This is a genomic window from Chitinophaga varians, assembly GCF_012641275.1.
In the GTDB taxonomy this organism is placed as follows: Bacteria; Bacteroidota; Bacteroidia; order Chitinophagales; family Chitinophagaceae; genus Chitinophaga; species Chitinophaga varians_A.
Genome location: NZ_JABAIA010000001.1, coordinates 3,540,808 through 3,562,842, shown reverse-complemented (window position 1 = coordinate 3,562,842; position 22,035 = coordinate 3,540,808). Strand labels below are relative to the sequence as shown.

Annotated in this window: 16 protein-coding genes; 7 read left to right on the top strand and 9 right to left on the bottom strand. The window is 48.9% G+C overall.

Going from position 1 to position 22,035, the window contains the following annotated elements; translation table 11 throughout:
- Positions 1-915 precede the first annotated feature (915 nt).
- The 3 genes from HGH92_RS14640 to HGH92_RS14630 all read right to left on the bottom strand — a co-directional run bounded on the left by HGH92_RS14640 (position 916) and on the right by HGH92_RS14630 (position 3,774).
- A complete protein-coding gene (locus HGH92_RS14640) occupies positions 916-1,677 on the bottom strand; it encodes a tRNA pseudouridine synthase A (RefSeq protein ID WP_168871423.1) in 762 nt (253 codons plus the stop codon).
- A 99-nt stretch (positions 1,678-1,776) separates the two neighbouring features.
- Positions 1,777-3,198 (bottom strand): DUF4476 domain-containing protein, encoded by a 1,422-nt coding sequence (locus HGH92_RS14635; protein WP_168871422.1) that lies wholly within the window; start codon positions 3,196-3,198, stop codon positions 1,777-1,779.
- Positions 3,199-3,276: 78 nt separating this feature from the next.
- Positions 3,277-3,774 carry a biotin/lipoyl-containing protein gene (locus HGH92_RS14630; RefSeq protein WP_168871421.1) on the bottom strand — a complete coding sequence of 166 codons (498 nt, stop codon included), beginning with the start codon at positions 3,772-3,774 and terminating at the stop codon, positions 3,277-3,279.
- Between the two features lie 135 nt (positions 3,775-3,909).
- Between HGH92_RS14630 and HGH92_RS14625 the strand changes: the two genes are divergently transcribed.
- On the top strand, positions 3,910-6,453 hold the full coding sequence (locus HGH92_RS14625; protein ID WP_168871420.1) for a M1 family metallopeptidase: 2,544 nt from the start codon (positions 3,910-3,912) through the stop codon (positions 6,451-6,453).
- 58 nt (positions 6,454-6,511) lie between these two features.
- Here HGH92_RS14625 and HGH92_RS14620 read toward each other — a convergent pair whose 3' ends face one another.
- The 4 genes from HGH92_RS14620 to HGH92_RS14605 form a co-directional block, all read right to left on the bottom strand.
- Positions 6,512-7,426 carry a hypothetical protein gene (locus tag HGH92_RS14620; protein WP_168871419.1) on the bottom strand — a complete coding sequence of 305 codons (915 nt, stop codon included), beginning with the start codon at positions 7,424-7,426 and terminating at the stop codon, positions 6,512-6,514.
- Between the two features lie 27 nt (positions 7,427-7,453).
- Positions 7,454-8,224, bottom strand: coding sequence for a TPM domain-containing protein (locus HGH92_RS14615; RefSeq protein ID WP_168871418.1), 771 nt, complete (start codon positions 8,222-8,224; stop codon positions 7,454-7,456).
- Between the two features lie 37 nt (positions 8,225-8,261).
- Positions 8,262-8,720, bottom strand: a complete 459-nt coding sequence (locus HGH92_RS14610) for a TPM domain-containing protein (protein ID WP_168871417.1) — start codon at positions 8,718-8,720, stop codon at positions 8,262-8,264.
- Between the two features lie 87 nt (positions 8,721-8,807).
- A complete protein-coding gene (locus HGH92_RS14605) occupies positions 8,808-9,386 on the bottom strand; it encodes a LemA family protein (RefSeq protein WP_168871416.1) in 579 nt (192 codons plus the stop codon).
- Positions 9,387-9,776: 390 nt separating this feature from the next.
- Between HGH92_RS14605 and HGH92_RS14600 the strand changes: the two genes are divergently transcribed.
- From HGH92_RS14600 to HGH92_RS14580, 5 genes are all read left to right on the top strand, one after another.
- A complete protein-coding gene (locus HGH92_RS14600) occupies positions 9,777-10,241 on the top strand; it encodes a response regulator (RefSeq protein ID WP_168871415.1) in 465 nt (154 codons plus the stop codon).
- 129 nt (positions 10,242-10,370) lie between these two features.
- Positions 10,371-11,741 carry a dipeptidase gene (locus tag HGH92_RS14595; protein WP_168871414.1) on the top strand — a complete coding sequence of 457 codons (1,371 nt, stop codon included), beginning with the start codon at positions 10,371-10,373 and terminating at the stop codon, positions 11,739-11,741.
- A gap of 94 nt (positions 11,742-11,835) precedes the next feature.
- Positions 11,836-12,237, top strand: coding sequence for an RNA-binding S4 domain-containing protein (locus tag HGH92_RS14590; protein ID WP_168871413.1), 402 nt, complete (start codon positions 11,836-11,838; stop codon positions 12,235-12,237).
- Between the two features lie 77 nt (positions 12,238-12,314).
- The gene (gene lysA / locus HGH92_RS14585) at positions 12,315-13,538 is read left to right on the top strand and encodes a diaminopimelate decarboxylase (RefSeq protein ID WP_168871412.1); all 1,224 of its coding nucleotides are present in this window, start codon (positions 12,315-12,317) and stop codon (positions 13,536-13,538) included.
- Between the two features lie 229 nt (positions 13,539-13,767).
- Entirely contained in the window at positions 13,768-16,113 is a 2,346-nt protein-coding gene (locus HGH92_RS14580; protein WP_168871411.1) for a hypothetical protein, read from the top strand.
- Between the two features lie 53 nt (positions 16,114-16,166).
- On the opposite strand, the gene HGH92_RS14575 is transcribed toward HGH92_RS14580, so the two are convergent.
- Positions 16,167-19,814, bottom strand: coding sequence for a BamA/TamA family outer membrane protein (locus tag HGH92_RS14575; protein ID WP_168871410.1), 3,648 nt, complete (start codon positions 19,812-19,814; stop codon positions 16,167-16,169).
- Positions 19,811-20,662 carry a hypothetical protein gene (locus HGH92_RS14570; RefSeq protein WP_168871409.1) on the bottom strand — a complete coding sequence of 284 codons (852 nt, stop codon included), beginning with the start codon at positions 20,660-20,662 and terminating at the stop codon, positions 19,811-19,813. Before HGH92_RS14570 ends, HGH92_RS14575 begins: the two co-directional genes overlap by 4 nt.
- 121 nt (positions 20,663-20,783) lie before the next feature.
- Here HGH92_RS14570 and HGH92_RS14565 point away from each other — a divergent pair, with 121 nt between their 5' ends.
- The gene (locus HGH92_RS14565; protein WP_168871408.1) at positions 20,784-22,031 is read left to right on the top strand and encodes a Pycsar system effector family protein; all 1,248 of its coding nucleotides are present in this window, start codon (positions 20,784-20,786) and stop codon (positions 22,029-22,031) included.
- Positions 22,032-22,035: the final 4 nt, after the last annotated feature.

The following is a 22,035-nucleotide window of genomic DNA, read 5'->3' as shown; positions in this document are numbered from 1 at the left end:
GCCGCTAGCGTTCATCCTGAGCCAGGATCAAACTCTCCATTGTAAAGAAGTTGATACCTGACTAATTCTCTTCAGAAAATTAATCGGATATTTAAATTATGTTAGCTATAACATTACCTGTGTTTATGAATCAAACTATCACTAATTTGATTCGTGCTGTTGTTTCCATTCTTTCAAAGAACTTTCGATCACTTACTGACCGTTAGCTGATGTCTGAGATCCGATCTCCGTGGCCCGTTCGGCCGTACATCTCATCTTTCAATTTCGCAACTTCGCTTTCCGTTCGTTGCCCCGTTATCGTTGGGGTTGCAAAGGTAAGCAACTTTTCATTTCCACCAAATCTTTTTTAAGATTTTTTTATTTTTTCTTTTCGAAGAGCAGTCAGCGCAAATACGCTGCTATCCATTATTTACAGCAATATGCCACCAATTCGAAAAACGTAAAAATGAAGTATGTGAAGAGCTTTTGTATGCGTGCTTTCTATCAAAGCGGAGCGCAAAGGTAGGCGGATTTTTAACACTTCCAACTTTTTTGCTGAACTATTTTTTCATAAAACCATAAAACCCTTTACCACAAAGGGTTTTATGGCGAAAATTTTTTTATCGGGAATGATGCATGGATCCACCGGACCAGGCGATTTGCCCCCATTTTTTGTTCCCAGGGCTCACGACCTGGGCTATGATGTTATTCAATTGCTTTGGGCTGAGAGATGTGATTAGTTATACGGTGTGGCATTGAAGCCTTAACACTGAAGCAACAGGGACTATGAGGTTATTTGATTGCTTTCGCCCGCCTTGGCGTTGTATTACAACGCCAAGGCGGGCGTACGAAAGACATTTTAAATAACGGTACAGCCTCCAAAGAAGAAGGGACTGACCCGTTGAGGTCAGTCCCTTCTCTTTATATCATCAGACACTATCTGACAAAGGAAACCGGTTCCAGTAATCCTTCCGGATAACGGACAGTCATCAGGAACAACCCCTGTGGCGGGACTGCAAAATCCGCACGGGTACAGTCCCTGCTTTCAATAGCGGCGCGAAACTCAGGTATCGTCAGCTTGCCGCGGCCCACCCGCAGCATGGTACCTACCAACCCCCGCACCATCCCCCGAAGAAAACGGTTGGCGGTAACGTTATAGACTATACGCTCCCCTTCCACCGTCCAGAAAGACTCCTCTATTGCACAGATAAATGTCCTTACCTGCGTATTCCGCTTGGAAAAAGTAGTGAAATCGCTGTACTCCCGGATAATACCGGCTGCCTCCTGCAACGCGTCCACATCCAGCTTATAAGGAAAGAAATACCCGCGGTCCTGCATAAACGGGTCTTTGCGGGTATACAATGTATATTCATAGGAACGGCCCAACGCGGCAAAACGGCTGTTGGCATCCTCCGGTACCCGGTATACCCCCTTCAGCACTACGTCTGTCGGCAGAATAGCGTTGATCTTATACAGGAACTGCGGATGCAAAGGCGCATCTGTATCAAAATGCAGGAAGTTCTGCCTGGCATTCACGCCTGCATCGGTCCTGCTGGAACCAGTACTCTCGATCTTCTCCCGGAGCAGGAGGCTAAGGGCCCTGTCTACCTCCGCCTGCACGGTATGTGCATTCTCCTGTACCTGAAATCCACTGTACTGCGCACCCTTATAGGCCACTTCTATAAAATATCTGTTCATCGGGGGCGAAAATAATACAATTAAAAAAAATGAGCGAAGATGGTCGTCTTCGCTCATTCATCGGCCGAAGGCCAATTATTTATCTATGTGTTCATTTAGCTATTTATGTAACATCGCTTTAAAACGGCCTTTATAATAACTTTCCGTCAGCAGCGATTCCAGCGAACCATATTTCTCGGTATCGTAGGTCTTGGCGTAGGCCAGGTCCAGCAGGCGATAACGGGCTTCTTCAGAGCTTACCAGCAGCGCCAGTGATTTCACCTGCGCCGTTTCAAGGCAGTAATTACGGGTAGACTTACGGAACACATCGATCATGCTATCATCAGACCGGGCGCTCACAAACTTCCGCAACACCTTACGGAAAGTGGCTTCATCCATCACATTACCACAATCGGTATTAATCAGACGGCTACCGGCATCTTTCTTTTCAGAGTTTTCCGCTACTGCCTCTTCATTCTTTTTCTTTTTCCTGGAAGGCGCTTCTGTGCTCATTGCAACGCCATAACCACTGGAATCCGTGATGATATTGTTTGGGTGTTCGGTATCATCGAACAGTTTCCGCTTTTTCTTCTTTCTTACCGGTGCCTCTTCTGTGGCAGGCAGTTCAACAGCCGGAGCTGCTGTTTCCGCGGCAACAGCAGCAGGTGCAGCAGCAACAACAGGCGCACTGGCCTTGCCATCTTCCTGGAATTCAATAAAATCAGGATCTCCTTCCCTTTTCTTGTGTTTTTTCTGTTTTTTAGGAGCCGGCTGTTCTTCTGTCGTCTGTTGAGGCTGGTCCGCAACAGCCGCTTCGCTGGCGGCCGCCTTGCTTTCATCTGCCATAACAGATTTCAGTATATCCTGCTCTTCTTCAGTAAGCGGTTCGCGTTCTGCCTTATGTTTCTTCCCGCGGGGCTTTTTGGCGACAGGCTGCTCCTCTACAGGCGCTGTGGCGCCCTCTGTTGGTTTGACGGGAGCGACTTCCGCCACCGGCTCTTCCCGGTCATCACCGGACACTACCACCTTATCAAGAGCGGAAGAAAAGGCATTACTGGATTTGGAGGCTGATGGTTTGCCAGGACCGGTCACCGTCGCTTTCTGGGAAAAAGTGTCTTCCAGGTCTTTCTGGAGATTGCCCATCATCTCTTTACGGGCGGTATCTTCCGTGTTATTGGCTGCTACTGCTTCCTGGACAGGTTCCTGTGCCGCCGCCGTAGCAGTGCTGCCATCGCCGTTATCGGCTTTGATTTCCCGGAATGTCTGCAGGTTGTATAAGGCGCCCTTCTTCAGCAGGAAGCCCTGGTCATTTTTGGCGATCCGTACGTAGAACTTCTGTTCCTGTGCCGGGCCTTCGCTCTGGGCATATCCAATAGACATTGGTACGGTGCCGCTTTCCAGTTTGGGAAGGATGATATATCCTCTTTCTGTAGAGCTCAGTACCTGACCATTGACCTTTACATAGAAAGGCTGGCCTTTTTCACTCTGTATATATACATAATGCTGCTGGTTCTGTGCCCATGCCCGGCCACAAAAAAACAAACATGCCAGTAAGTATAATACTGTCCTGTATTTAAGAAGCATACTAAAAATTGGTATAAAACTGTCCTTATGCAAATATTATTCCAGCACGATCAGCACCTCTCCTTTTTCAACGGCGGTGCGCTCTGCGACTTTAATTTCCTTGACTACGGCGTCCGAAGCGGCCTTGAATACATTCTCCATTTTCATGGCTTCCAGGATCAGCACCGGGTCTCCTTTGTGGATAACCTGTCCGGGCGTAACCAGCACCTTCAGCACCAGTCCCGGCATGGGCGCTTTAATATCATTCACTTTTTTAGCCAGCGCATCTTTAATGCCCATGGACGCCAGCAGCTGGTCTATCGGTTCTTCAATGGCCACCTCATACTGCTGTTGATTGATCTGCAAAGTCACGGTTTTGCTTTCCCTGTCTACTTTCAGGACCTGGGCCTGGTAGCTGTTGCCGTCCATAATGATGCTGTAATCACCTGAAGGTACCTGTACCGCTGACCAGTCCACTGCCTGGCCATTGCAGGTAATGGTAGCATCCTGATTGATGCTGAACGCAGACTTGCCGTTAACTGTTGCTTTGATCATAATTGCTGTATTTATTAGCCTCTTAGTCTAACAAAAATAGCATTTTTAACCACTTGGCTCGTTATAAGGCCATTTGTTTAAATTTGACCCTTTATATAATCAGAAGCTGATATATTTAATCAAAACAGTTTTTACATGAATCAACACTTGAAGCGGTCCCTGCTGGGTGTGCTGATCGGTGGGATGGCCGGCCTGGGTGCTACTACTTCCCTGATGGCACAATCCGGGAAAGCGGCCACCGATGATCCGGCCCTGAAGATTTACAGAGCGGCAGCCACCAAGGTCAATGACCTGGTACATACCAAACTGGACGTACGGTTTGATTACCCCAAAAGGTACCTCTATGGCAAAGCCTGGATTACCCTGAAACCCCATTTCTATGCAACCGACTCCCTCACCCTCGATGCCAAAGGCATGGACATCCATGAAGTGACTGTTGTAAAAGCCGGCAAAAACACGCCGCTGCACTACAGCTATGATACCATGCAACTGCACATCAAACTCGATAAAAAGTATGCTGCCACGGAATCGTATGTGGTTTATATCAATTATACCAGCAAGCCTAATGAGCTGAAAGTAAAAGGCAGCGCCGCCATTACTGATGCCAAAGGCCTGTATTTCATTAACCCGGACGGCACTGAGCCCAACAAGCCCACCCAGATATGGACACAGGGCGAAACGGAGAGCTCTTCGGTATGGTTCCCTACTATCGATAAAACCAACCAGAAGTGCACACAGGAACTCAGCATGACCGTTCCCCAGAAATATGTGACCCTTTCCAACGGTAAACTGGTAAGCCAGAAAACCAATACCGACGGCACCCGTACCGATACCTGGAAGATGGACCTCCCCCATTCTCCCTATCTGTTTATGATGGCCGTTGGCGACTACGCCATTGTAAAAGACAAATGGAAAGGCAAGGAAGTCAACTATTACCTGGAAAAACCATTTGAAAAATACGCGAAAAACATCTTTGGCAATACCCCCGAGATGCTCTCCTTTTATTCCAATATACTGGGATATGAATACCCCTGGGTAAAATACTCCCAGATCACCGGCCGCGATTATGTGTCCGGCGCGATGGAAAACACCACCGCCACCCTGCATGGGGAGTTCCTTCAGAAAACAGACCGCGAACTGCTCGACAATAACAACTACAATGAATGCGTGATCGCGCATGAGCTGTTCCATCACTGGTTTGGCGACCTGGCCACGGCTGAATCATGGAGCAACCTGACTGTTAACGAGTCTTTCGCCGATTACAGCGAATACCTATGGCTCGAACATAAATACGGTAAAGATGCCGCCGACGAGCACAGCTACGACGCCGCCATGTCCTACCTTTCTATGGTACAGTACTCAGGTGATAAGGACCTGGTACGTTTCCATTACCACGACAGGGAAGATATGTTTGACCAGATCACCTATCAGAAAGGCGGCCGTATCCTCCACATGCTGCGCAACGCTGTCGGTGATTCCGCCTTCTTTAAATCACTGAACCTGTATCTGAAGACCAACGCCTTCAAGGCGACCGAAGCCCATCAGCTGCGCCTCGCCTTTGAAGAGGTGACCGGCCGCGATATGAACTGGTTCTTCAACCAATGGTATTTCGGCCAGGGTTTCCCTGAACTGGATATCAGTTACAAATACAACAATAACAACGTCACGGTTATCATCCAGCAGATCCAGAAAGAAGCCAAGGTATGGCAACTGCCGATCGCTATTGATATCTACGCCGGCGGCAAGAAAGAGCGCTACAATGTGACAGTGGCCAACCGCGTGGATTCCTTCACTTTTGCCTACACCACCAAACCCGACCTGGTGAACGTAGATGCTGATAAAGTGATTCTTTCCAAGAAAGATGACCACCGTGATTTCTCCACTTATGTTTACCAGTATGCCCACGCGCCACAGTATATGGATCGCCGCGTGGCTATCGAGGCAGCCACAGAAGAGCAGGGCCGTAACCCCGAAGCCGTTAAGCTGCTGGTGCAGGCGTTGAAGGATAAATATCACGGTCTGCGTACCCTGGCCGTTTCCTCTCTCAACCTGAAACTGCCTGCTGTAAAAACTGTCGCAGAGCCGGCATTAGTGGAGATCGCCAAACAAGACCCGAGCTCGCTGACCAAAGCCGCTGCCATCAAGCAACTGGGCGATCTGAAAGACGCGCAATACACTGCGTTGTTTGAAGCCGCCACCAAAGATAAATCTTACGGCGTGGAAGCCGCTGCGCTGGAAGCATTGTCAGAACTGGACCTTAACAAAGCCTATGGCATCGCCAAACAGCTGGAAAAAGACACCAAAGGCAAACTGGTGAGCGCTATCGCCGGCGTATATGCCCGTCAGGGCAATCCCGACGATATCAATTTCGTGGCCACCAAATTTGACGAAACTTCCGGTCAGGACAAGCTGAATGCCGCATTCGACTATCTGGGCTTCCTTTCCAAAATCAACAATACCAGTGCCGTACAGCGCGGGGTAGACCAGGTAAAGGCGATGACCGTGCAGTTTAACAACAGCCAGGTAAACACTTACATCAGCAACTGGTTACAGGAGATCTCCCGGAAGAAAGACAGCGACGCTACCGCCGTCAGTGGTGCGGACCGCGAGGGGCTGCAACAGCAGGCTGCCTATATGCGTAAAGCGTCTGAGGCTATCCGGACAGCCATCAAAGAATAGTATTACCTGATTAATAAAAAAACAAAGAGCGAAGACTATCGTCTTCGCTCTTTGTTTTTTATGCTTTCTTTACAATCCGTTGTTTAGCGGGGTCCCACCACCAGGATGACTTGGCCATCCTTACACCGCCCAGCCAGCGGTGTTCCAGCGGGACGTAGTCGAGATAATTTTCCTCATTGTTAAGTACCTCGCGGCCCAGGCTGGTGATACCGATCATCTGGGCATCTTCCTCAATTACTCCGGCGCGTTGCATCCGTTGCACCAGCAGGTCCAGCTGAAAATCACCGAAGCCGTATATCCACAGCTCGTCCCAGAAAGCGATGTAGAGGTCATATCCCCGGTAACGGCCCATGGAGAGTTTCTGCAGGAAAAATTTTTCGATGGCACTGAGCCCGTTTTCCAGATTGGGAAAACGTTGCAGGTGTGCATGGATGGCTGCGGGCAGGTGTTTGAGGTTGCCTGCCGGCATATGGGAGATGGTTTCCAGTGCCAGCGGGGTATCGTCGCAATAGGCGTCCCAGGCGTCGAGGGCGTGCTGAATATCTGCCGGCTGGAGCAGTACCCGTTCTTCCAGCAACTTTGGAAAGTCTGTCGCTTCGCGGTGATGGGGAAGGTCTACCAGGCTAATGGGCGGCAGCGTGGCGAGATTGATTTTAAGGTAATGGATAATGAAGAGGAGATTGATTTGACAGAAGAGGTCTGCTTCAAACCAGAGGACTATTTCATCAAATGAGCCGGAGTTTTTTAATTTCTCCAGCTCATGTACTACATTGGTAAAATAAGTTTGTTTATCGATTCCGTAATGAAATTCGAGATGTTTGGCGCGGCTTTCAAAAAACGTATCAGCGTCTTTGGTGACTTTTACTTTGCCTTCGCTCATCATTTCCCTGCACACTACCACACCGCCTTTCAGTTTGCTTTGCCGTAGCAGCGACAGTGTAGCATCCCCGTTTAACACATACATGAATGACATATCTCAAATTTTCAAAGGTTTTCAGTATTACCAGCTGCCGCTGGCGCCTCCTCCGCCGCCGGAACCGCCACCAAAGCCTCCGAATCCGCCGCCACCGCCGCCGCCGGACCAGCCTCCTCCGTCACCGCGTCCGAAGCCGCCCATGCTGCCGATAACCGGCCATATCCAGCCTCCGCGCCTGTTGTAAGTGGTGCCGCCACCGCCACCACCGCCACGGCTGATGATGGATATGATGATCACAATTACCAGGATGAGGAGGAAGATCGCACCCGGGCTGATACCCGGTTTGCTTTGTCGCGGATCTCCTTTGTATTCGCCGGCTGCGGCCTTAATGATGGCATCAACCGCTTTGTCAAGGCCCTGATAGTATTGTCCTTCCCGGAAAGCGGGCTTAATGATCTGTGCTATGATTTCATTGGCTACCGCATCAGGTACAGCACCTTCCATGCCATAACCTGTTTCGATCCTTATCTTCCTGTCTTCCATGGAAACAAGAATAAGGATACCATTGTTCTTTCCTTTTCTGCCAATTCCCCAGTCCCTTAAAATTTTCAGTGCTACCTGACTGACGTCATAGTCACCGACTGACTTAAGGGTAACGATCGCTATTTGCGTGGAGGTACTGTCGTCGTAGGCTACCAGCTTTTGTTCCAGCCTTTCATCCTCATCTTTCAGCAGGATGCCGGCAAAGTCATTTACTAAAGTTGGAGGATTGGGCCTTGGCGGAATATTCTGTGCTTTAACCAGCAATCCCGTCAACAACAATAATACAGGTAAAAACCAGCGTAATATCCTCATGTTCTTCTATGCTAAAAGTCGTTTAAAATAATGGCCGTCAGATACTGAAAACAATATCATCCGGTAACTCGTTGGCATCGCCGGCCTCATGCGGGAAGTGTATACGGAGGGATTCACCGATTTCGCGGATACATTCTTCGATCCCTTCGATGATATTGTTGCGCTGAAAATGTGTTTTCAGGAGCGTGGCCTCTTTTTGCCAGAAGTCGTTACCTACTTTATCATGGATGCCCTGGTCGCCGAGGATGGCGAACTGGTGATCTTTCAGGGCCACATATACCAATACCCCATTGCGTTGTTTTGTTTTTTCCATGCCGAGTGACACAAATGCCTGGCGGGCACGGTCCATGGGGTCCACATAACTGCAATGGTTTTCTACGAATAACCGGATCTCACCGGACGTGAGCCGTTCGGCTACCCGGATAGCCTGCACCAATTTGTTTTTATCCGCTTCGGAAAAAATCTCTCTCTTTTTGCTGAAAGGGAACAGACGCATGCTATTTTGTTATTTGGTTATTTGCTTATTTGGCGGTTGCGTTTTGCAGCAACCGGCCAAATAAGCAAATGATAAAATTTCTAAATATTAAAATTTAACCTCGGGCGCTTTCTCAGAGCCGGCAGCTGCTTCGAAGTAGCCTTTCTGTTTAAAACCGCCGAGACCAGCAACGATGTTGCCAGGGAAGGAACGTACGCTGCTGTTGTAGCCTTTTACGGCATCGTTGAAATCGTTACGGGCCACGTTGATCCTGTTTTCGGTGCCTTCCAGCTGTGCCTGCAGGTTCATGAAGTTCTGATTGGCTTTCAGTTCAGGGTAGCTTTCGGAAACAGCCAGCAGACGGCCGAGCGCCTGGCTTAACTGGCCCTGTGCAGCCTGATATTGCTGAATTTTTTCGGGGCTGAGATCATTTACGTCCACTTTGACCTGGGTAGCGCTGGCGCGGGCTTGTATCACCTGTGTGAGCGTTGTGGTTTCAAAGTTGGCGGCGCCTTTCACTGTGCTTACCAGGTTGGGGATCAGGTCTGCCCTGCGTTGATAGCTACTCTGTACTACACCCCATTTATTCTTCACATCTTCGTCCTGTTTAACCAATCCATTGTACTTGTTGCAACCTAACAATCCCAGTAATACGATAACAATGATTACAATGATGCCTTTTTTCATCTGAATAAGAATTTAAGTTTTTGTGCCATGCCGGAAAGCAAAAGCTGTTCCTGTTTCCCGGCCTGCCGGTGTAAGTAGTTGTTTTCACGGTGAATGCTGCAAAAAACACGGTAAACGCGCATTTTTCATCCCTACACGAAAATATGGAAAGTAATGCACTAAATCGCTATTGCTTAGGGAAACGATGAATTTTAAAAAAAGTTCATCCATACTTGAAAAATTCACACTAATACAGTATGTTTATATGTACCTTTATAGTAACGTTTATCGTTAGCCTTCTGCCGATAAATGCCAAAAGTGAATGGGGCAGGATAAATACTAAATCGATAAAACTGGTTTCATTGTTTCTAACTCATTTATTATTACTAACTTGGAACTAAGTCTGCTTAAATGAGTGCACAACACATCCATATACTCTATATTGATGATGAAATACACAACCTGAATGCCTTTAAAGCTTCATTCAGGAGGCTTTACAACATTTCTACCGCCACCTCCGCCGAAGAAGCGGTGAAACTGCTGGAAGAACAGGAATTTCATATCATTATTTCAGATCAGCGTATGCCGAAGGTGACCGGGATCGAATTTTTCGAGTCTATCCTGGAAAAATACCCTGAACCGATCCGTATGCTGCTGACCGGCTACGCCGATATCAATGCCGTAGTGGACGCCATTAACAAAGGCCAGGTCTATAAATATTTCTCCAAACCCTGGAATGAGGAAGAACTGAAGCATAATATTGAAAAGGCTTTTGAAGTCTACTCCCTGCGCAAGGAAAACAAGGAATTGACCGCCAAACTGCTGGATGTCAATGAAAAACTGGAGTTCCTCGTACGTCAAAAACTGATCTCGTAGCACTTAGACATTTAGATCTTTTACTATTTGAATATTTACCCCTGCTCCTGAACGAATCTGCAAATCCCAAATTCCCGAATGTTGTTTTTCCGTTAACTTGCACCCCATTGTGAACTTAATTTTCTGAATATGCAAGTTTGGAAAGATTACCAGGCCCAACACCAGGAACGTTTCCTGGAAGAATTGCTGGAATTGCTGCGCATTCCCTCTGTGAGTGCTGACTCCCGCTTTAACGGCGACGTACAAAAATGTGCAGAAGCCGTAAAGCACCGCCTGCAGGAAGCCGGCGCGGATAATGTAGAAGTATGCCCCACCGCAGGACATCCCATCGTTTACGGAGAAAAGATCATCGATCCTTCTTTGCCTACCGTGCTGGTTTACGGCCACTACGACGTACAGCCCGCAGATCCGCTGGAACTGTGGCACAGCGGCCCGTTTGAACCTGTTATCAAAGACGGTAACATATATGCCCGTGGCAGTGCAGACGACAAAGGACAGTTTTACATGCATGTAAAAGCCTTTGAAACCATGCACAAAACCAACACCATCCCCTGCAATATCAAATTCATGATCGAAGGGGAAGAAGAAGTGGGTTCTGCCAACCTGGGCATCTTCCTGGAGCAAAACAAGGAAAAACTGAAGGCGGACGTGGTACTGATCTCTGATACCTCGATGATCAGCCTGGAAACACCGTCTATCGACACCGGCCTGCGTGGCCTCGCCTACATGGAAGTAGAAGTGACCGGTCCTAACCGCGACCTGCACAGCGGCGTTTATGGCGGCGCCGTAGCCAATCCGGCCACCATCCTCGCTAAAATGATCGCTTCCCTGCACGATGAAAACAACCACATATCCATCCCCGGCTTCTACGACAAGGTACAGGAACTGACCGCCGAAGAAAGAGCTGCCCTCAACGCCGCCCCCTTTGACGAAGAAGAATACAAAAAGGACCTGGGGATCAACGATGTATGGGGCGAAAAAGGCTATAGCACCATCGAACGTACCGGTATCCGTCCTACCCTGGAGGTAAATGGCATCTGGGGCGGTTACACCGGTGAAGGCTCCAAAACCGTACTGCCATCCAAAGCATTCGCGAAAATCTCTATGCGCCTTGTTCCTAACCAGGACTGGCACGAGATCTCTGACCTGTTTGCCAAACACTTTGAAGCCATCGCTCCGAAGAGCGTGACCGTAAAAGTGAACAAACATCATGGTGGCAGCCCTTACGTAACACCGACAGACTCTGTGGCCTACAAAGCAGCCCACAAAGCAATATCCGCCACTTTCGGCAAAGACCCCATTCCCGTTCGCGGCGGTGGCAGTATCCCGATCGTAGCGCTCTTCGAAAAAACCCTCGGACTTAAAACTGTTCTCATGGGATTTGGACTGGACAGCGACAACCTCCACTCCCCCAATGAGAAATATGGCGTGGCCAATTACTATAAAGGCATTGAGACCATCCCGTATTTCCATCAGTATTTTGCCGAGATGAGCAAATAATTCGTTTTTTCGTTTTGATATTTTTTCATTTTGAAGGCAGCCTGGCTGTTTCGAAATGAAAAAATATCAAAATGAAAAAATAAACACATATGATATGAGTAATACCGAAAAATTGCGGGTAGACAAATATCTCTGGTCCATCCGTGTGTTCAAGACCCGTAGCCAGGCCGCAGAAGCCTGCGACGGCGGGAAAGTGAAACTGAACGGCAATAATGTGAAAGCCGCCAAACCAGTAGCCATCGGCGATAACTTTGAAATTAAAACAGAAGGCCGTAAATGGCTCATACAGGTAACCGGCCTCCTGGCCAACCGCGTAGCTTACAGTGAAGCCATCAAATACTATGTGGACAATACCCCGGAAGAGGATAAAACCGCTCCCAAAGCCATAGCCGCTGTATTCCATACCGGCAAAAGACAAAGCAAAATAGGACGTCCTACCAAAAAAGACCGGAGAAGCATCGAAGGATTTATGGAAGGGGAAGGCGCGGATGACTGATTTCATCCTTTCCTATATAATTTCTCAGTTTTGCGTAGTAATTTTGCCTCCTCATTCTTAAATCAAGGAGTAAATCAATGCCTAAACAAAGCGACGTTCTTGCTACCGACTTTCTGGTGAAAATAGCAGAAGAATTTGGTACCCCGGTATACATATACCACGCAGAAAAGATCAAAACCCAGTATGAAAAGCTCCAGAAAGCCTTTCATAAGGCCAACACCCGCTTTTTCTACGCCTGTAAGGCATTGACCAATATCAACATCCTGAAGTACATCAATTCCCTTGGTTGCGGACTGGACACGGTATCCATACAGGAAGTACAGCTGGGCCTCAAAGCCGGCTTTGATCCTAAAAATATCATCTTTACCCCCAACTGCGTTGACCTGCAGGAAATCATTGCGGCCAAAGACCTGGGCGTGATTATCAATATCGATAACCTCTCCATACTGGAACAATTTGGCAACAAATTCGGAGGCAGCTATCCCATCTGCATCCGGCTCAACCCCCATATCATGGCGGGCGGCAACTTTAAAATCTCCACCGGGCATATCGACAGCAAATTCGGTATCTCCATCCACCAGATGCGCCACATCGAAAGGATCGTGAAATCCACCAAACTGAAAGTGACCGGCCTGCACATGCATACCGGCTCCGAAATCAAAGACGTGGACGTATTCCTCCGCGGCGTGGAAATCATGTTTGAGATGACCCAGCACTTCCCGGACCTCGAATCCATCGACCTGGGCAGCGGGTTTAAAGTAGCCTACCAGCAAGGCGATCCCGAAACAGATATCGACCTGCTGGGCAAAAAACTGAGCGACGCTTTCAACAACTTCGCCAAAAACTACGAAAAACCACTCCAGCTCTGGTTCGAACCAGGAAAATACCTGGTAAGCCAGTCCGGTTACTTCGTGGTAAAAGCCAATGTGATCAAACAAACTACCGCCAACGTATTCGTAGGCGTTAACTCCGGCTTTAACCACCTGATCAGGCCCATGTTCTACGACGCATTCCACCTGATACGCAATATATCCAACCCGAAAGGCACTGAACGTATCTATACCGTAGTGGGTAATATTTGTGAAACAGACACCTTCGGATGGGACCGCAAAATCAATGAAGTCCGCGAAGGCGACTACCTGGTGTTCTATAACGCCGGCGCCTATGGCTTTGAAATGTCTTCCAACTTCAACTCCCGCCTCAAACCTGCGGAAGTGCTGGTGAAAGACGGTAAGCCCTTCCTGATCCGTAAACGCGATACCATTGAAGACCTGCTGAAAAACCAGATCGAACTTGTATAGTCATTTTGATTATTTTGATATTTGGCTATTTATAAAAAGCTGTATATCAACAGCGATAAAATAGCCAAATATCAAAATAATCAAATTTAAAATATTGGCCCTACCTTTACGTCTGCATACTATCTCCCCTTGTTACTCCTGCACTGTTTTTAACTGTTACTTGTAATAGAAATTTTTTTTTGCTGGCGCACAAATGAACAGCCTTTGGTGATAATTTTATACCGTTTATATGAAGATTTTAACTGCAGACTCCAGTGTAATACATGATGAACAGGTAATTGATTCTAATATATCTTTCGTCCCCTTCGTCCGCTTCCTGAAGGAAAAGGCGGCGAATGACGACGATCCACGCTCCGCGTTTTATCGAATGATCATACGGAAATTTGAAGGCCATCCTGAAATCCTCCAACCCATTCCCCCATCAACCGACCTTGCGGAATATAAAGAATACCTCGACCTGTTGACAGCGGCCATATTCCCTGTCACTACTGATACCAACCGTGATATCTACGGCATCGGCGTACCGTTTAAATTCGCCATCTTTTATTATTCCGACCTGTTCCGTAAAATGTTTACCGACAACGGACTGGTGGCCGTACCACAGGGCATGTCTGTCAGCAAAGTCAAAAAAGACAAGCTGACCTGGCTGTACAAGCTCATTCTGGAGAGAGTATATCACTACCCTGTCAACTATCAGAATGAGATCATCCATCATATGGAACTTCCTGATGGCACCAAAAAATATGTGAAAGTCAATATAGACCCGCGATTTGTGGATGTAAAGGTGAAAGGCGATACCCCGCCGCCACTGGACTATAACAACTATTGCACCTATCAGACCTGTCCCGACGTACTGAAAGATATTATCCCCCCGGATAATTTCGCCCTCGAAGGGTTCGTGATCTGGACCGTGGAAGACGTGACCCAGACCGAAATTCTGAACAATATCAAAGGGCTGGTGATGAACATGAAAGCCAGCAACGAAGTGGAAAGCTATCGTACGCTGGAAAAAATGATCCCCACCATCATGGGCGGCAGAGGGATCACCGCCCACATTGTGCCGTTCCCGAAAGTAAACGGCAAGAACGTGCTGGAAGAACAGTTTTCCAACGCCGATCCTATTCTCGGTGTCGGCAACAAAAAACAACAGCAGCATTTCTTCCAGTTGCTGCTGGAGCATGCGGCCAAACAGCCAACGCCGCTGATACTGCCCACGGTAAATGAAACCAGCCTTACGCAGTATCCGTTCCTGAAATATCTGCCTATTAAAAATATCCAGAGCTTCATCCTCTTCCCCATCACCCATAAAAAAGAAATACTGGGTGTACTGGAACTGGCATCTTCCACGCCCGGCGCATTGTCTGCCGAACCGCTGTGGAAGCTGGAAAGCACCTACCCGCTGATTGTCATGATGCTCAGCAGGAGCATGAGCATCCTCGACAACCGCCTCAACGAAGTACTGAAAGACCAGTTCACCGCCCTGCAACCTTCCGTGGAATGGAAATTCACTGAAGCTGCCTGGAACTACCTCCTGACACCTCCGGAAGAACGCAAGGACATTGAGAACATCTCTTTTGAAGAAGTATACCCGCTGTACGGCGCCATCGATATCCGCAACTCGTCCGTACAACAGGGCAACGCCCTGCGGGAAGACCTCCAGGAACAGCTGGAACTGATTAAATACACCCTGCAACAGATAGCACAGGAAGTACACCTGCCCCTGCTGGAAGAACTGATGTTTAAGACAGAAGACCTGATGCAGGGCCTCAGCGACAACCTGACTGCCGGCGAAGACCTGAAGGTGAACGAATTCATGGAACAGGAAATCCAGCCGATACTCGAACACCTGTGCGAAGGCAGCGAAACCCTGCAACCAGTACTGAACAACTACTTCAATAAGATTGACAAGGAACAGGGCCACGTATTCCGTCACCGGCGCGAATACGAAGAAAGCCTGTCTGTCATCAACAGGGCTATCAGCCAGTACCTGGAAAAGGAACGGCTGTATATCCAGCAGTCTTTCCCCTGCTACTTTGAAAAGTACCGTACTGACGGTATCGAATACACGATCTACATCGGACAGTCCATTGCGCAGGAAAAGAAATTTGACCACCTGTACCTGCGTAACCTGCGCCTGTGGCAGCTTTCATCCATGGCCCGTATTGCCAGGCTGACCAATAAAATATCGCCACAGCTGAAAATACCGTTGCAGACCACACAGATGATCCTCATGCACAGCGCGCCTATTACTATCAGTTTCCGCAGCGACGAACGCCGCTTCGACGTGGAAGGCGCCTATAACATCCGCTATGAGATCATCAAAAAAAGAATCGATAAAGTACATGTGAAAGATACCGGCGAACGTCTTACCCAACCGGGTACTATCGCCATGGTGTATTCCTATGTGCGGGAAATGGAAGAGTTCAGGAAATATATCTCTTTCCTCCAGGCAAAAAACATCCTGCTGCCTGATATCGAAATGCTGGACCTTGAAGAGCTGCAGGGTGTCAGCGGTCTCAAAGCATTGCGTGTAAGAGTGAATATGGACCCGGATTTACCGGAATCAGGCATCTGATGATATCGATATAAAAAAAGACCGGAGCGAAGGCCCCGGTCTTTTTTTATGCGTCAGAATTTAAATCCTAATGTAATGTATGGTATTGTTTCTTCGCTCGAATGCCCTACCACAGCTGTGACGATCAGCGCATTCACCGGCGCCAGGTATACACCGCCGCCATATCCATCGTGCCATACATGGGAATGTTCATTGTCCTTCCATACACGGCCCACGTCATTAAAGGCCAGCAGCCCTACCGTGGCCGGTAATACATAAGTCTTCAGGTCAAATAGTTTCACCCTGACCTCTGTATTGTTATAGGCGGACGCACCACCTGCAAAACGGTAGTTGCGGAAGCCGCGCAGGTTCTGTGTGCCACCGATGGTTGCCGCCTGGAAAAACTCATAATCGCCCCAGATTTTGCTGCCGCCAAAACGGCTGACGATCACGAAATTGGCCGGCACCCGGAAGCTCATATACAGGCTCAGGTCAGATTGCAGGCGGGTGTAGTTCCGGCTATCGCCGTTGAGACCTTTGCTGCCTGTCCAGGAGGTGGTCCATAGGATGCCTCTCGTCGGTATCAGCTTGTTATTACGGGTATCTACCTGGGCCACCAGCTTCAGACCTGCATAAGATTTATTGCTGTATACGCTGGCAGAGTCCAATCCATTTTTACTGAAATTGGTGATGAAACGATTATCGTTTTCATCTTTATCAAACGCATAGTTGTTGAGGGTGGGCCCGTATGAGATACTGAAGTGATTGCTCAGGCTTGTGCGGAGCAATGCTTCCAGCGAATACAGGTTAAACCGGGCGCGATAATAGGTAATGCGCTTGCCGCCACTCTTATCAAAAACTGTTTCATTGCCCAGGCCGAAGAAGTTGATGGTATTGTTCGGCGCCTTGGCGCTTGCCGCCAGCAAGAGATCTGACTTGCCGATTACGTCGGTGAACTCGCCATCGTATTTAAAGTTCCATGCCCTGGTGGCCAGCGAATGGGTAGCTGTAAAGATATGTTTGGCCGCATAAGGTTCTTTACGGAAGGAATGCCGGATCATTTGCAAAGCCAGGCCCAGCTGAACACCGTCGTCACGGTTGTAACCGGCGGCCAGCATAGGGAAGGTTTTGTTATACTTAAAGGCATTGCGGTTGTAGCTTATATTCTCCGGGTTGTCGGACAGGCGGCGTTGCGTATGGCCATCCAGCAGGAACGTGTCTTTGCCCGTACGCTGGTCGTATATCCGTATCCGTTTTCCGCCGCCGGAAGTGGAACTGTCCACATAGGTATCTGCATCCTTACCACCGATCAGGCGTATCCGTATAGGCGTACCGTGATTGCCCCTGATCTCGAAGCGGTCGTGGCCGCCCAGCCCGTATACATTTACCTCTTTTGTTTCTTTGGGATTGAAGGTACGGGAATAGATATTCTGCTCCACTTCGCCCTTTTTGCTGATCTTGAACATGTTCAGGGACACCGCGCCTCCTTCCAGTTTTTCCACCTGTATCAGTTCATTCTTTTGAGTAGCGGGCACGTCTACTCCTTTGGCCAGGAAGCGGTAGTATTTGAGCATGTTGTCTTTGAGGATGTCACGGCGAACGGAAAGCCGGTGTACCATCATAGGCGCCACCTGCTTGCGGATAGTCTCCGGGAAGGCATTGACGGCGGCTTGTATTACGCTGTCCGTCATTTTACGGAGGAATTTATCCGTTTGTTTTTCCCAGTCTTTTTTCTCCAGCTCATTCATAAAGGAGCGGTCAAAATAGCGGGCGCTGAACTGGAAGCCGTTCACATCCGGGATACGGTCGCGGAAGCCCTGAATACCGGGAAGAATCCATGGCTTACATATCATACGGGGCAGCAGTCCTTCATTTACGAAGAAAGCCTGGTCGCGGTCACGTGGCACCGGGTAGTAGTATTCCTGTCCTTTGTGTTTTTCGCGGTACCAGCGCCATTGGTCGTCATGACGATCAAAATCCATGATGTAGGTATCGAAGATACGTGCGCGGAGCACGGCTTTCTGGTCCACATGAATATCGTTATCGCCCAGTATCTTATCGAGTACTTTAGGCGTACTATAGGTTTTGTCTTTATCGCCGGTCACCGGTTCTCTTTCTTCCAGCAGAAACACTTCGTTACCAAATACATTGGCGTAGGTGCCGAGCGTGGTGTCCAGCGGCAGGTACACAAAAGAAGGATGGGTATGCGGTACACCGGCGGCTTCCGCCAGTACGCTGACAGCCAGCGGGGCGTATGGATTGGAAGCTGATATCTGGTCCTGCACCACTTCACGGGCGATGGTTTCACGCAGCATCTCCGGGATGGCGGCCAGCGGGAATTTCTTCAGGGAGCGCATGGCGTATTCCGTGCCGGAGCTGTCTGCCAGCCGGAGCGAGTGGGTTTGTTTTCCACCGCCGCGCTGTAAAATGGTATATCCTTCTTTTTGCAGGTCTATCACCGGGAAGTTCATCGGCGTGTTCCATACCTCCCGGTAATTGTTGCCTAACAGGAAGCGATGAAATTTATTCACACGTGCGTACTGTGTATCAGCAGCGACTTTTACATATGCAGGCAGATTGGAAGGCTCGCGGAACTGCAGTCCCTGGCTGCGGATATCCTGAATCCGCAATACCGTGTCACTGAAAGCCGGGGCTGTCAAGTCTTTCGCAAGGAAGTACTGCGCTCTAACGGTACCGTCGGACATCACTTCCAATGCGCTGAAACCATTCTCTGAAGTGGCATACAACGATTTACCCCCTTTCTTTACCCGGTTGTTTTTAGCACCGCTGCCGCTCACGATATAGGTGTTGGACTTGTCCTTTATCAGCTGTAACGTATGGTCATGTCCGGAAACAAAGACTACCGGGCCGTGTGGCTTAAAGGCTTCCTCCACTCCTTTGATCATATTCTGATACTTAGGATTAGGGATATCTTCCGGTGTACCGAACACACCACGTGCCAGCGGATAGATCGAGCCTATTACCGGCAGGGGCACATACAGCCATGGTTTCAGATCTGTAAGCGGGAAAATATGTTGTTTGATGGTATAATATCCTCCATGAGGGCCATAGCTGCGGAATGGGTGGTGTGTGGCGAAAATAAGCAGCTTGTTCCGGTTATTGGCAACAATGTCTGCCAGCCGGCCTACTATTTCTTCCTTGTCCTTACAGTCGCAGGACGATTCCGTTCCCGGTTTCTGATAAGGGAACACCCACCATTCGCTGTCCATGATAATGAGGGTAATATTATCTGCCAGCTTCACTTCTATGGGACCGGGGCAGCCGTCTTTAGGCAGGAAGTCCACGTTCTCCAGGTGCAGGGAATCGATATATTGTTGCTGGTTGCGGATTACCTGCCATCCGTCGGGTTTACTCTTGTCCCAGTCGTGGTTACCGGGAATAAAAATGCCTTTGGAGCGGGTGCCTTTTACCAGTCCTGCCTGGTAGTCCAATATCTCTCTGGCCACCGGGTAGGATTTACTGGCCTGGTCAGGTAACCCACGCGGGTATACGTTATCGCCGAGGAACAGGACCGTGTTGATATCCTGCTGCAGGTCATATTTCTGTCTCACCGCGTCTACCACCGGGTTATGTCCGTTTTCATGCAGTTCGCCGGCGTCGCCGATGAGGATAATTCTTTTAACGACGGCGGGTGATTGCGCAAACATGCGGCCGCAGGTCAGAAAAGCTAGTGTGACGAGGATGATGGCTCTGTTGATCATTTGCGCTGGTAAGTGAATTTTAGAATATTGGCTGTGCCGTCATAACCGCCTTCATTGGAGATATACAGATCGCCATTAGCCGCAAAGGTAAGGCCTTCCGGTTGCAGGAAGAGCCGGTGTTTAAGATTATAGGCTTCCTGGACATGTCCCTGCAGGTCGGTGATCACCAGCAGTCCGTTGACCGACGCCACGATATACAGTCTTTTTTCGATCGGATGGATGGCTGCGGCAGATGGTTTGAAGAAACGCATGTCTGTACCGGCCAGTTTGGCTATCTCCGCATTGTCCAGCCGGTAGATGGGCACCGTATCAAACGTACGGGTAGCGAGATCAAAGCGGTAGGCGCTGGTCATGCCTTCTTTTTTATCATCAGGCGCGTTTTTGGTGACCAGTACGATCGCGTTGCGGGCGCTGTCGAAATAAGTAGTTTCAAATTCCCGTTTTCCTTCTTTGGGAAATTTGTGATGGGTGCTGGAAGCGCTGTCGGAGAAAAGCCCGTGTACTTCATATAGGGAGCCGTTGCTTTTGAGCACAAACCATCCGCTGTCTGTACGGCAGATGTCTTCATAATCCCCGTGTTTGGCGAATTTCCAGGAAGGATAGGCCTTGGAGGTATGGACGTTGATCTGATACACCCTGCCTTCTTCATCGTTGATCGCGATCATATTGGTTTCGTCCGGGAAAGCTTCGATACCGGAGATCTCCTGCATCGATTCCCTGACCCTGTAGCGTACCGGCGCTTTGAGGTCGTAGCCTGCCGGGGAGGCGAATACTTTCTGTTCCTGGTCACTAAGGTTATTACAGGAAAGGAACATCAACATGATTAGCAACAGGGTTGTTCTGTTCATACATCGGCTTTGTAGCATAAATTTAACTCAAAAATGCAGTAACTTCCGTCATGCAAAGGCGCAAATCGGGGAATGCACGCAAAAGTACCGCTTTCTCCCTTTGCCGGACAAAACTAAGAATATGCAGAACAGCTCACTCATCGATGCCGCCAGAGACTTTGTGATGACCCAGTATCAGCAACACCCACATCCTGAACTGGTGTATCACAACCTTGAACATACGCTGCAGGTGGTAAAAGCAGCCGCTCAGATCGCCGCCCATTACCGCCTTCAGGACGAAGAACTACAAGCCGTTTACGTTGCTGCATGGTTTCACGATGCCGGCTATCTGATAGGAGAAGCAGGCAAACACGAAGAAAACGGCGCAGCGGAAGCTGTCAACTTCCTGCAAAGCCAGCAGGCGCCGGAAAGTATACAGGCCATGGTAAAAGGCGCCATCCTGGCCACTAAAATGCCGCAGTCGCCTCATAACCTGGTAGAACAAATTGTTTGTGATGCAGACCTGTTCCACCTCGGCTCCAAAGATTTCGCCGACCGCAACAAACTGCTGCGTAAAGAAGTGGAGATGAGGAACCAACAGGAAGTGCCTACCAGCACCTGGCTGGCCGGCAATATCAAATTTCTCACTGCACACCACTACTGGACCGACTACGCGCAGACCTACACCAAACAACAAAAAGAAGAAAACCTGCAGAAGCTGTATAAAAAAATGGAAAAAAAATCGGCCGAAGCCGCTGAAACAGCAACCACGCAGGTAGCCGCAGCCGCCGACAATGCCGCTACACCGGATGCTCAGCTGCTGGAGAAAAATAAAAAGAAGGAAAAAGATAAAAAACCCGACCGCGGCGTAGAGACGATGTTCCGCATCACCTCCACCAACCATATCCGGTTAAGCTCCATGGCCGACAGCAAAGCGCATATCATGATATCGGTGAACTCCATTATCATTTCCTTTATGCTCTCGGTACTGGTACGGCGGATAGAAGACTATCCCAATATGGTCATCCCGGCCATTATCTTCCTGGTCACCTCTGTTACCACCATCATTTTTGCGGTGCTGGCCACCCGGCCCAATGTCACCAGCGGAACTTTCACCAGGGAAGATATCAACAACAAAAACGCCAACCTGCTTTTCTTCGGTAACTTCTACAGAATGAAGCTGGATGAATATGAATGGGGCATGAGAAAGATGATGGACGACGCTGATTTCCTCTATGGCAGCATGACCAAAGACGTATATCACCTTGGCGTGGTACTGGCCCACAAATACAAACTGCTCCGCATCTCCTATAACGTATTTATGTTTGGCCTGATATCGTCTGTGCTGGCCTTCATGATCGCAGCCATCTTTTTCCCGGTAAAAGCATAAGTAT

What these genes read in the sequence shown, in the direction of transcription:
- HGH92_RS14640 (WP_168871423.1), bottom strand. Translation starts at nt 1,677, where the DNA reads ATGAACAGATATTTTATAGAAGTGGCCTATAAGGGTGCGCAGTACAGT.
- HGH92_RS14630 (WP_168871421.1), bottom strand. Translation starts at nt 3,774, where the DNA reads ATGATCAAAGCAACAGTTAACGGCAAGTCTGCGTTCAGCATCAATCAG.
- HGH92_RS14625 (WP_168871420.1), top strand. Translation starts at nt 3,910, where the DNA reads ATGAATCAACACTTGAAGCGGTCCCTGCTGGGTGTGCTGATCGGTGGG.
- HGH92_RS14620 (WP_168871419.1), bottom strand. Translation starts at nt 7,426, where the DNA reads ATGTCATTCATGTATGTGTTAAACGGGGATGCTACACTGTCGCTGCTA.
- HGH92_RS14615 (WP_168871418.1), bottom strand. Translation starts at nt 8,224, where the DNA reads ATGAGGATATTACGCTGGTTTTTACCTGTATTATTGTTGTTGACGGGA.
- HGH92_RS14610 (WP_168871417.1), bottom strand. Translation starts at nt 8,720, where the DNA reads ATGCGTCTGTTCCCTTTCAGCAAAAAGAGAGAGATTTTTTCCGAAGCG.
- HGH92_RS14605 (WP_168871416.1), bottom strand. Translation starts at nt 9,386, where the DNA reads ATGAAAAAAGGCATCATTGTAATCATTGTTATCGTATTACTGGGATTG.
- HGH92_RS14600 (WP_168871415.1), top strand. Translation starts at nt 9,777, where the DNA reads ATGAGTGCACAACACATCCATATACTCTATATTGATGATGAAATACAC.
- HGH92_RS14595 (WP_168871414.1), top strand. Translation starts at nt 10,371, where the DNA reads ATGCAAGTTTGGAAAGATTACCAGGCCCAACACCAGGAACGTTTCCTG.
- HGH92_RS14590 (WP_168871413.1), top strand. Translation starts at nt 11,836, where the DNA reads ATGAGTAATACCGAAAAATTGCGGGTAGACAAATATCTCTGGTCCATC.
- lysA (WP_168871412.1), top strand. Translation starts at nt 12,315, where the DNA reads ATGCCTAAACAAAGCGACGTTCTTGCTACCGACTTTCTGGTGAAAATA.
- HGH92_RS14580 (WP_168871411.1), top strand. Translation starts at nt 13,768, where the DNA reads ATGAAGATTTTAACTGCAGACTCCAGTGTAATACATGATGAACAGGTA.
- HGH92_RS14575 (WP_168871410.1), bottom strand. Translation starts at nt 19,814, where the DNA reads ATGATCAACAGAGCCATCATCCTCGTCACACTAGCTTTTCTGACCTGC.
- HGH92_RS14570 (WP_168871409.1), bottom strand. Translation starts at nt 20,662, where the DNA reads ATGAACAGAACAACCCTGTTGCTAATCATGTTGATGTTCCTTTCCTGT.
- HGH92_RS14565 (WP_168871408.1), top strand. Translation starts at nt 20,784, where the DNA reads ATGCAGAACAGCTCACTCATCGATGCCGCCAGAGACTTTGTGATGACC.